Origin of the sequence: Amycolatopsis camponoti (assembly GCF_902497555.1) — a bacterium.
Classification (GTDB): Bacteria; Actinomycetota; Actinomycetes; order Mycobacteriales; family Pseudonocardiaceae; genus Amycolatopsis; species Amycolatopsis camponoti.
Genome location: NZ_CABVGP010000002.1, coordinates 1674213 through 1686053, shown reverse-complemented (window position 1 = coordinate 1686053; position 11841 = coordinate 1674213). Strand labels below are relative to the sequence as shown.

General features: G+C 74.4%; 1 protein-coding gene. It reads right to left on the bottom strand.

Translation table 11 applies throughout. The features are described 5' to 3' along the window. Positions 1–31: 31 nt before the first annotated feature. Positions 32–11788: a type I polyketide synthase gene (locus AA23TX_RS28485; protein ID WP_196425571.1), complete on the bottom strand. Its 11757-nt coding sequence runs from the start codon at positions 11786–11788 to the stop codon at positions 32–34. Positions 11789–11841 lie beyond the last annotated feature (53 nt).

Genomic DNA, 11841 nt, shown 5'->3' with positions numbered 1-11841 from the left:
CGTCCGCTCCTGGGAAGGTTTTCCGGTCACGTCAAGAGATTCCGAGTTCTCGGTCGATCGCCGCGAACATCTCGTCGTCGGTCGCCGTGTCGAGTTCCAGGCCGTCGTCTTCGTCTTCGCCGTTGTCGTCCCACTTCCACAGCAGCTTCCGCAGCCGGGCGGCGACCAGCTCGCCCGCCGCGTCGCCGGGGGCCAGGGCCGCCAGCGCGGCCTCGATCCGGTCCAGCTCACCGGCCAGGTCGTCGGCTTCGGTCGGCTCGTCGGCGACCAGCCCGGCGAGCAGGTGCTTCGCGACGGCGGCCGGGGTCGGGTAGTCGAAGACCAGCGTGGCGGGCAGCTTCAAGCCGGTCGCCGCGCTGAGCCGGTTGCGCAGGTCGAGCGCGGTCAGCGAGTCGAAGCCCAGTTCCTTCAACGTCTGCGTCGGCCGGACGGCGTCGCGGCCGGGGAAGCCGAGCACCACCGCGACCTCGGCGCGCACCAGGTCGAGCACGACCCGGTCGCGTTCGCTCTCCGACGCGGAGGCCAGCCGCTTCGCCAGCTCGTCGTCACTGTCCACAGGGGATTCCTGCTGCGCCTCGGGCAGTTCCCGCAGCAGCGGGCGCGGCCGCGCGGCGGTGTAGAGCGGGGTGAACTTCGCCCAGTCGATGTCGGCGACGACGCTGGCCGGGCCGCCGGTGTCGACCGACGGCTGGATCGCGGTGACGGCCAGCTCGGGCCGCATCATCGGGACGCCACGCCGTTCGAGCTGCGCGCCGACGTTCTCGTCGACCATGCCGCCGCCCGCCCAGGCACCCCAGGCGATCGACGTCGCCGGCAGCCCGCGGTCGCGGCGCTGGTGGGCGAGCGCGTCCAGGTAGGCGTTCGCGGCGGCGTAGCCCGCCTGGCCCGCGTTGCCCCAGACGCCGGCGCCGGAGGAGAACAGGACGAACGCGTCCAGGTCCCCGCACAGCTCGTCGAGGTTCCGCGCGCCGCGCACCTTGGCCTCGGCCAGCTCGGCGAAGTCGGCCAGGGTCACGGCGGTGATCGGCCGTTCGACGTGCACCGCACCCGCGGTGTGGACGACGGCGTTCACCGGCGGCAGCTCTTCCAGGAGGTCACGCAGGGCGTCGCGGTCGGAGACGTCGCAGGCGGCGACGGTCACCTCGGCGCCGAGCGCGGACAGCTCGCCCGCGAGTTCCGTGGTTCCGGGCGCGGCTTCGCCCTTGCGGCTCACGAGCACCAGGTGCTCGGCACCGTTCGCGGCGAGCCAGCGGGCGACCTGACCGCCGAGCGCGCCGGTGCCGCCGGTGACCAGCGCGGTGCCGTGCGGCCGCCAGCGGACGGGCGGGGACACCGCCGCGCGGACCATCCGCCGGGCGAACACCCCGGACGACCGCAGCGCGACCTGGTCTTCGCCGTCGTGACCGGTGAGGACCGCCGCGAACCGGCCGGCGGTCGCGGCGTCGGTGACGGGCGGCAGGTCGACGAGGCCGCCCCAGCGGTCGGGCTGGTCGAGCCCGAGGATCCCGCCGAGACCCCACGCCATCGCCTGCGCGGCGTTCACCAGGGGCTCGCCCGGGTCGGCCGAGACGGCGCCGCGGGTCGCGAACCAGAGCGGGGCGGCGATCCCGGCGTCGGCCAGCGCCTGGGTGAGCAGGACGTTGCCGGCGAGCCCGGCGGTGAGCACGGGGTGCTCGGCGTGCGACCGGTCGTCGAGCGCCAGCAGGGAGACGACCCCGGCGGGCGGTGCTTCGACGGCCAGCAGCTCCGCCAGCTCCTCACGGTCCTCTGTGGATACTTCGAGCACGCGGACGTCCGGGCCGAGCAGGTCCCGCGCGTCGTGCCCGGCGGGCACCACGGCCAGCCAGCCGGCGTCGAGCGTGGCGGCCCGAGGGGTGGCCACGGGGCTCCAGCGGACTTCGTACCGCAGTTCGTCCACTGTGGATCGGACGACCGGGGCCGCGGACCGGGGTTCGAGCCAGAACCGCTGTCGCTGGAACGGGTAGGTCGGCAGCGCAACGGTGCGCTTGACCGGGTAGAGGACCGGCCAGTCGACGTCGTGGCCGTGGGCCCACAGCTGCGTCAGCGAGGTCAGGAATCGCCGGAGGTCGCCCGCGTTGCGGCGCAGGGTGCCGACGACCGCGGCATTCTCGTCCGTCTCGTCGAGGGTCTCCTCGATCCCGCCGCCGAGCACCGGGTGCGGGCTGACCTCGACGAAGAACCGGTGTCCGGCTTCGACGAGCGTCTTGGTGGCGTCGTGGAACCGCACCGGCTGACGCAGGTTGCGGTACCAGTACCCGGCGTCGAGCGTCGCGGTGTCCACCGGCGTGCCGGTGACGCCGGAGATGTAGGTGATCGCCGACGTCCGGGGCCGCACCGGCGCGAGGACCTCGCGCAGTTCGGCTTCGATCGTCTCGACGGCGGCCGAGTGCGAGGCGTAGTCCACCGGGATCCGGCGCACGCGCAGCTCACCGGCTTCGGCGAGCAGGGCTTCCAGAGCCTCGACCTCGCCGGAGACGACGACCGAGCGCGGCCCGTTCACCGCGGCGACGGAGATCCGGCCGCCGTATGGCTCGAGCAGCGCGGTGACCTCGGCTTCCGGGGCGGCGATCCACGCCATCCCGCCGAGTCCGGCGAGCCCGGCGGCGATCGCCTTGCTGCGCAACGCCGCCACGCGTGCACCGTCCTCGAGAGACAGCCCACCCGCGACCACAGCCGCCGCGATCTCGCCCTGCGAGTGCCCGACGACCGCGTCGGGTTCGACCCCGTGCGCCCGCCAAAGTGCCGCCAGGGACACCATCACCGCCCACGACACCGGCTGCACGACGTCAACCCGTTCGAGGGCCTCCGCGTCGCTCAGGACTTCGGTCAGCGACCAGTCGACGTACGGGGCCAGCGCGGCCGCGCACTCCGCGATCCGCTCGGCGAACACCGGCGACTCGTCGAGCAGCCCGACCGCCATCCCGACCCACTGCGCGCCCTGACCGGGGAAGACGAAGACGGTCTCGCCCGCGGTCCCGGTGCTGACGGGGCCGCCCGCGGCCAGCTCGCGCAGCCCGGCCAGGAGTTCGTCCCGGTCGCCGACCACCGCGGCCCGGTACTCGAACGCCGGCCGGGTGCCGGCCAGCGACCAGCCGACCTCGGCGACGCCGTGCTCGGTCTCCGCGAGCGCCGCCGCCTGCTCGCGCACGGCCGCCTCGGACCGGGCCGACAGCACCCAGGTCCCCACGGTGGTCGGCAACGCGTCGACCGGGGGTGCCGCTTCGGGGGCCTGTTCCAGGATCACGTGCGCGTTGGTGCCGCTGATGCCGAAGGCCGACACGCCCGCGCGTCGCGGGGCCCCGGTTTCGGGCCACGCCCGGTCCTCGGCCGCCAGCTCGACCACGCCGGACGACCAGTCGACCTCCGTGGTCGGCTCGTCGAGGTGCAGCGTCTTCGGCAGCTGCCCGTGCCGCATCGCCTCGACCATCTTGATCACCCCGGCGACCCCGGACGCGGTCTGGGTGTGCCCGAGGTTCGACTTCAGCGACCCCACGAGCAGTGGCCGTTCGCGATCCGGCCCGTAGGCCGCGATGAGCGCCCGCACCTCGATCGGGTCGCCCAGCGGGGTGCCCGTGCCGTGCGCCTCGACGACGTCCACTTCGGACGGTCGCAGTCCCGCGCCGGCCAGCGCGGCGCGGATGACCCGCTGCTGGGAGCCGCCGTTCGGGGCGGTCAAGCCGTTCGACGCGCCGTCGGAGTTGATCGCCGACCCGCGGAGCACCGCGAGCACCGGGTGCCCGTGGCGGCGCGCGTCGGACAGCCGCTCCACCAGCAGGACGCCGACGCCCTCGGCGAGGGCGAACCCGTCGGCGGCGGCGGCGAACGGCTTGCAGCGGCCGTCGGGCGCGAGGCCGCGCTGGCGGCTGAAGCCGAGGAACTGGCTCGGCGTCGACATCACCATCGACGCGCCGGCGAGCGCCATCGAGCACTCGCCGGACCGCAGCGACTGCGCCGCGAGGTGCAGTGCCACCAGCGAAGACGAGCACGCCGTGTCGACCGTGACGGCCGGGCCCTCGAGGCCGAGGACGTAGGCGATCCGGCCGGAGGCGACGCTGGACACCGCGCCGGTGACCAGGTAGTCCTCGCCCTCGGAGCCGCTGCCCGAGCCGTAGGCCTGGTCGGTCAGGCCGACGAAGACACCGGCCGGGGTGCCGTGCAACGCGGTGGGGTCGATCCCGGCGCGCTCGAACACCTCCCAGCAGACCTCCAGGAGCAGCCGCTGCTGCGGGTCCATCGCGACGGCTTCGCGCGGCGAGATCCCGAAGAACGCCGGGTCGAACCGGGTGGCGTCGGCGAGGAACCCGCCGTGCCGGGCGTAGGTGGTGCCGGGGCGGCTCGCGTCGGCGTCGTAGAGCGAGCCGAGGTCCCAGCCGCGGTCGGCGGGCAGGCCGGAGATCGCGTCGACGCCGTCGGTCAGCAACGTCCAGAGCTGCTCGGGCGAGGTGACCCCGCCGGGGAAGCGGCAGCCCATCGCGACGATGGCGATCGGGTCGTCGTCAGCCACCGCGACCGGTGCCGACGTGGCGTCCACAGTGGACTCCGGGGCGGCCTCGGAGAGGAGGTGCTCGGTCAGCAGCGCGGCCGTCGGGTGGTCGAACACGAGCGTGCTCGGCAGTTTCAGCCCGGTCGCCGCGCTCAGCCGGTTGCGCAGCTCGACGGCGGTGAGCGAGTCGAAACCGAGGTCCTTGAACGCGCGCCGGACGTCGACGCTCTCCGGGCTCGAGTGCCCGAGCGCGGCCGCGACCTGCTGCCGGACCAAAGTGGACACGAGCTTTTCGCGCTCCGGCCCGGCGAGGGCGGCGAGCTGCCCGGCCCAGCCGGAAGCGTCCGGGGACTCTTCGCGGAGCTGCTTCACCTCGGGCCGCTCGGAAAGCAGCGGGCTCGGCCGGACGGCGGTGAAGACCTCGGCGAACACCGGCCAGTCGATCTCGGCCAGCGCGACGAACGCGTCGTCGTGGCCCAGCGCCTGCCCGAGGCCGGCGAGCGCCGGCTCGGGTTCGATGACCGGGACGCCGCGGCGGGCGAGGACGTCGTGCAGGGTCTCGGCGATCATGCCGCCGCCCGCCCACGGACCCCAGGCCACCGACAGCGCGGTCCGGCCGAGCGCCCGGCGACGCAGCGCGAGGGCGTCGAGGTAGGCGTTGGACGCGGCGTAGGCGGCGTGGTCGGCGACACCCCAGACACCGGAGATCGAAGAGAAGAGGACGAAGGCGTCCAGCTCGCGGTCGCCGAGCAGGTCGTCGAGGTGCTGCGCGCCGAGCACCTTGGCCCGCAGGACCTCGGCGATCGCGGCGGGGTCGGTGTCGTCGAGCGCGGCGAGTGTGCCGACGCCCGCGGCGTGGACGACGGTCCGGAGGTCGTCGAGGCCGTCGACCAGCTCCCGGAGGGCGTGCGGATCGGTGACGTCGCAGATCACGGCACTCACCCGGGGGCCCAGCTCGGCCACGTCGGCGTCGCGACGGCCGGTCAGGACGACGTGCTCGGCACCGCGCGCGACGAGCCACCGGGCGAGGCGTCTGCCCAGCGCACCCGTGCCGCCGGTGACCAGCGCCGTGCCCCGGGTCTCCCAGGTGCGGGTCTTGCCCCGGGGGGACGCGGGAACCAGCCGGCGGGCGAACACCCCGGACGGCCGGATCGCCACCTGGTCCTCGTCGCCGGCCAGCACCGCGGCCAGCTTTTCGGCGGTGCCGGCGTCCCAGGTCGCGGGCAGGTCGATCAGCCCGCCCCAGCGGCCGGGGTGCTCCAGCGCGGCCACCCGGCCGAGGCCCCAGACCGCGGCCTGCGCCGGCTCCGGCGCCGGGTCGGTGTCGAGCGGGGCGACCGCGCCGCTGGTCAGGCACCACAGGGGTGCGTCGATCCCGGCGTCGCCGAGCGCTTGGACGAGCACGGCCGTGCTCGTGACCGCGTGGATCGGGTCGTCGGAGGTCGTCAGCGCGAGGACACCGTCGGGTGTCCGCCCGGCCAGCCGCTCGGCGAGGGTGGCGCGGTCGTCGTCCGCGGTGACGAGCACCTCGACGCCGAACCCGGTGAGCGCGCCCGCGGTGGGCGTGACCACGAGCCAAGTGCCGGTGAGCGGCGTCGCGGCCGGTTCGGGCAGGGCGCGCCAGGCGATGCGGTGGCGCCAGCCGTCCAGATCGGCTTGCTGCCGCCACCGGGTCAACGCGATCCGCGCGTCGCTCCAGGGCGTGTCGTCGGCGAGGCCGAGGGTGTCGAGCGCGGTCCAGAACCCGCTGTCGTCGGTGCGCTTGACCGCCGGTTCGAGCCAGAAACGCTGCCGCTGGAACGGATACGTCGGCAGACTCACCGTGCGCCGGCTCGGGTAGAGGACCGACCAGTCGATGTCGTGGCCGTGGGTCCAGAGCTGGGCCAGCGAGAGCAGGAACCGGCGGAGGCCGCCTTCGCCGCGGCGCAGCGTCCCCACCACGGCCGCTTCTTCGAAGGTCTCCTGGAGCCCGCCGCCGAGCACCGGGTGCGGGCTGACCTCGACGAAGAACCGGTGCCCGCGCTCGGCGAGGACGTCGGCGGTGTCGCGGAACAGGACCGGCTGACGCAGGTTGCGGTACCAGTAGCCGGCGTCGAGGGTCGCGGTGTCGGCCGGTTCGGCGGTGACGGTCGAGTAGAACGGGATCTCGCCGGTGCGCGGCCGGATCGGGGCGAGCACCTCACGCAGCTCGGCTTCGATCGCCTCCACGTGCGCCGAGTGCGACGCGTAGTCCACCGGGATCACCCGCGCGCGGACCCCGTCGTTCTCGCAGCGTGCCACCAGTTCCCGCAGGACAGCGGGGTCGCCGCACACGACGGTCGACGACGGGCTGTTGAACGCCGCGATCGAGATCCGGTCGTCGAGCAACGCCTTCACCCGCTCGGCGTCCAGCGCGATCGAGGCCATCCCGCCCTTGCCCGCCAGCCCGGCCGCGATCGCCCTGCTGCGCAACGCGACCACGCGGGCACCGTCCTCAAGGGACAGTCCACCCGCGACGACGGCCGCCGCGATCTCGCCCTGGGAGTGACCCACGACGGCGTCCGGCGTGACGCCGTACGACTGCCAGAGTGCCGCCAGGGAAACCATGACCGCCCACGACAAGGGCTGCACCACGTCGACCCGGTCCAACGCGCCCTCACGCAGGACGTCCACAGGCGACCAGTCGACAAAGGACTCCAACGCCGTCGCGCATTGCACGAACCGCCGCGCGAAGACGGGCGACTCGTCGAGCAGTCCGGCCGCCATGCCGACCCACTGCGCGCCTTGGCCCGGGAACACGAAGACCGTCCGTCCCACCGGGCCGGTGACGCCGGTGACCACCGACGCTCCCGGAGTCCGCGTGGCGATCTCACCCAGGCCGGTCAGCAGTTCGTCACGGGTGCCGACCACGGCGGCCCGGTGTTCGAAGGCGGTCCGCGTCGTCGCCAGGGACCAGCCCACGCCGGCGACGCCGTGCGGCGTGTCCGCCAGCACCGATGCCCGGTCCGCCACCGCGGCTTCGGAACGGCCGGACAGCACCCAGACGCCCAGTCCGTCCTCTTCGGACACCACCGGAGCGATTTCCGGGGCCTGCTCGACGATGACGTGCGCGTTCGTTCCGCTGATGCCGAACGAGGACACCGCGGCCCGGCGGGGCGCGCCGGTCTCCGGCCACGGCTGCTCCGCCGAGGCGAGGGCGACCGCGCCGGCGGACCAGTCGACGCGCGGGCTGGGCTCGTCGGCGTGCAGGGTCCGCGGCACGACGCCGTGGCGCAGGGCCTGCACCATCTTGATCACGCCGCCGATGCCCGCCGCGGCCTGCGTGTGCCCGAGGTTCGACTTCAGCGAGCCGAGCAGCAGCGGCCGTTCGCGGTCCTGGCCGTAGGTGGCGATCAGCGCCTGGGCTTCGATCGGGTCGCCCAGCGGGGTTCCGGTGCCATGGGCCTCGACGACGTCCACTTCGGACGGTGCGAGTCCGGCGTCGGCCAGCGCGGAGCGGATCACGCGCTGCTGCGAGGGACCGTTCGGCGCGGTCAGGCCGTTGGACGCGCCGTCGGAGTTGACCGCCGTGCCGCGCACGACGGCGAGGACGGGGTGACCGAGCCGCTGGGCGTCGGACAGGCGCTCGACCAGCACGACGCCGGCGCCTTCGGCCCAGCCCGTGCCGTCGGCGTCGGCCGAGAACGCGCGGCACCGGCCGTCGCGGGAAAGGCCGCGCTGGCGGCTGAATTCGACGAGCATGCCGGGGCCGGCCATCACGGCCGCGCCGCCGGCCACCGCCAGCGTGCACTCCCCCGCCAGCAGCGCGCGCACGGCGAGGTGCAGCGCGACCAGCGAGGACGAGCACGCGGTGTCGACCGTCAGCGCCGGGCCCTCCAGGCCGAGGACGTAGGCCAGCCGGCCGGACGCGACGCTGCCGGTGGTGCCGGTGAGCAGGTGGCCGTCGAAGCCTTCGCCGCCTTCGAACAGGCGCGGGCCGTACTCGGACGACGTGGCACCGACGTAGACGCCGGTGCGACTGCCTTTCAGCGACGCCGGGTCGATGCCCGCGCGCTCGAACGCTTCCCACGTGGTCTCCAGCAGCAGCCGCTGCTGCGGGTCCATGGCCAGGGCCTCGCGCGGCGAGATGCCGAAGAAGTCCGCGTCGAACTCGGCGACGCCGGTGAGGAAGCCGCCGTGGCGGGCGTAGGACTTGCCGGCCTTGCCCGGGTCGGCGTCGTAGAGGTCGTCGAGGTCCCAGCCCCGGTCGGTGGGCAGGCCGCCGATGACGTCCCGGCCGTCGGCGACGAGCTGCCACAGCTCGTCGGCCGAGCGCACGCCGCCGGGGAAGCGGCAGCTCATCGCGACGATCGCGATGGGCTCGTCGGCGCGGGTCGCGACGGCCGGGGAGGTCGCGGACGGCTCGCCGCGCAGCATCGCGGCGAGCCGGGCCGGGGTCGGGTGGTCGAAGATCGCGGTCGCGGGCAGCTTCAGGCCGGTCGCGGCGGACAGCCGGGTGATGAATTCGACGCCGACGATCGAGTCGAAGCCGAGGTCCTTGAACGACGCCGTGGGGTCGATCGCGTCGGGGCCGGGGTGGCCGAGGACCAGTGCGGTGTGGGCGCGGACCGTTTCGAGGAGGTCGTGGGACGGCGGGGTGGAAGTCTCCGGGCGGGCCTCCGCCCCCCGGCTACCAGCGTATCGGTGGGTACCGACAGTTTCGGCGGGGTCGCCCGCGGTTTCGGCGAGGTGGTCCACAAGCCAGAAGCGCTCGCGCTGGAAGGCGTACGTCGGCAGGTCGATCGGGCCGCCGCCGGAGAACTCCGCCGTCCAGTCGACGGCGCCGCCTCGGGTCCACAGCTCGGCGACCGATGTCGCGAACCGGGCCGGTCCGCCGTCGCCGCGGCGGAGCGTGCCGACCGCCGCCGCCGGGCGGTCGTGGTCAGCCGCCGTGGACAGGATGCCGCCGACGAGCACCGGGTGGGGGCTGACCTCGGCGAACACGCCCATCCCGGCGTCCAACGCGGCTCGGATCGCCGGGTCGAACAGCACCGGCTGCCGCAGGTTGGCGAACCAGTGGCCCGCGTCGAGCCGCTCGGTGTCGAGCAGACCGCCCGCGGTCGAGGAATAGAACGGGATTCGCGTCGCTCGCGGCCGGATTCCGGCGATCAGCCGCAGCAGCTCGTCCTCGAGCGGCTCGGCCTGGGCCGAGTGGGACGCGTAGGCGATGGCGATCCGGCGGCAGCGCACCCCGCGCGCGGTCAGCTCGGCCTGTAGCTCGTCGAGGGCGTCGAGGTCACCGGAGACCGCCATCGTCGCCGGACCGTTGACCGCGCCCACCGACAGGCGGCCGGGGTACGCGGCGAGGAGTTCGGTGACGGCCGCGACCGGCAGGTCGACCGACAGCATGCCGCCGTTGCCCGCCATCCGTTCGGCCAGCAGCTTGGCCCGCAGCGCGACGATCCGCGCCGCGTCGTCCAGGGACAACGCGCCCGCGACGACGGCGGCCGCCAGTTCGCCTTGGCTGTGGCCGAGCACCGCTGCGGGCTCGACTCCGTGCGCCCGCCACTCGGCGGCCAGGGACACCGCGACCGACCAGAACACCGGCTGCAGGACGTCGGTGCGGTCGAGCGAAGGTGTGCCTGTGCGGAGGACATCGAGGACGTCCCAGTCGAGGTGCGGCGCGAGCGCGTCGCGGCACTCGGCCAGCCGCGCGGCGAACACCGATGAACTATCCAGCAACTCGGCGGCCATTCCGGCCCACTGGCCGCCTTGGCCGGGGAAGACGAAGACGACGCGGTCGTCGCTCGTGGCGGTGACCCCCTGGGTGACGCCCATGCCGTCGGCGATCGCGCGCAGCGCGTCCCGGCTCCCGGCGACCGCGCGGTGCTCGAAGGCCGTGCGGCGGTTGGCCAGCGACCAGCCGATGTCCACTGCGGACAGTTCCGGGTATTCGTCCACATGGGACAGCAGCGCGGCGGCCTGCGCCCGCAACGCCGGTGCGGTGCGGGCCGAGAGCAGCCACGGCGCCGCGGTGTCCGTCGTCGAGCGGGGCGCGACGGGGTCGGCCGACTCCAGCACGACGTGGGCGTTGGTCCCGCCCATGCCGAACGAGCTGACCCCGGCGATCCGGCGTCCGGCGTCCCACTCGGCGGTTTCCGCCACGACACGCAGCTTCAGCTCGTCCAGGGGAATCGCCGGGTTCGGCGTCGCGAAGTTGAGGCTGGCGGGCAGGGTGGCGTGCCGCACCGCGAGCAACGCCTTGAGCAGCCCGGCGATGCCCGCCGCGCCCTCGAGGTGCCCGACGTTGGTCTTGACCGACCCGACCGGCAGCGGCTCGGCGCGTCCGGCGGCGAAGACGTCGCCCAGCGCGGCGGCCTCGATCGGGTCGCCGACTTTGGTCCCAGTCCCGTGCAGCTCGACGTAGCCGACCGCGGCCGGCTCGATCCCGGCGTCGGCGTGGGCGCCGCGGACGGCCGCGGCCTGAGCCCGGGCGTCCGGGACGGTCAGGCCGTCGCCGGCACCGTCGTTGTTGACCGCGGTGCCGCGGATGACGGCGAGGATCTCGTCGCCGTCGGCCCGGGCCCGCGAGAGCGTCTTGAGGACGACGAGCCCGCCGCCCTCGCCGCGCACGAAACCGTTGGCGCGGGCGTCGAAGGTGAAGCACTGACCGTCCGGCGAAAGCCCGCCGAAACGAGCCGTCGTGACGGCGTTGCCCGGCGAGAAGATCAGGTTGACCCCGCCCGCCAGCGCGACCGGGCACTCGCCGCGGCGCAGGCTCTGCACCGCCAGGTGCACGGCGACGAGCGAGGACGACTGCCCGGAGTCGACGGTGAAGCTCGGGCCGTGCACGCCCAGCAGGTGCGAGACGCGGTTGCCGAGCAGGCTGCGGTGCACGCCGGTGATGGTGTGGTGGCTGATCGCTTCGGCGTCGTTCGCGTGCACGAGCGCGGCGTAGTCGTCCCACATCGCGCCGACGAACACACCCGCGGCGCTTCCGCCGAGGCTCGCGGGCACGATCCCGGCGTGCTCCAACGCTTCCCACGCGAGTTCCAGCACCAGCCGCTGCTGCGGGTCCATCGCGGTGGCCTCGCGCGGCGAGATGCCGAAGAAGGCGGCGTCGAAGCGGTCGACGGCGTCGAGGAACCCGCCCTGGCGGACGCCGGTTTCCGCCGGGTCCCACCGGCCGGCGGGCACCTCGGTGATCGCGCTGCGGCCTTCGGTCAGGAGCCGCCAGAAGGCGGCGGGCCCGTCCGCGCCCGGGAGGCGGCAGGAAAGCCCGACCACGGCGACCGGCTCGCCCGGAGTGCTCGCAAAACCCGTCATCTCACGCTCCATCGGCGGGCGGCTTCCTTCCTGGGGAGACTGCTCGACGTCCA

Bases quoted from the DNA above. Each gene is read 5' to 3' on its own strand.
- AA23TX_RS28485 (WP_196425571.1), bottom strand. From the start codon at position 11,788: ATGACGGGTTTTGCGAGCACTCCGGGCGAGCCGGTCGCCGTGGTCGGG.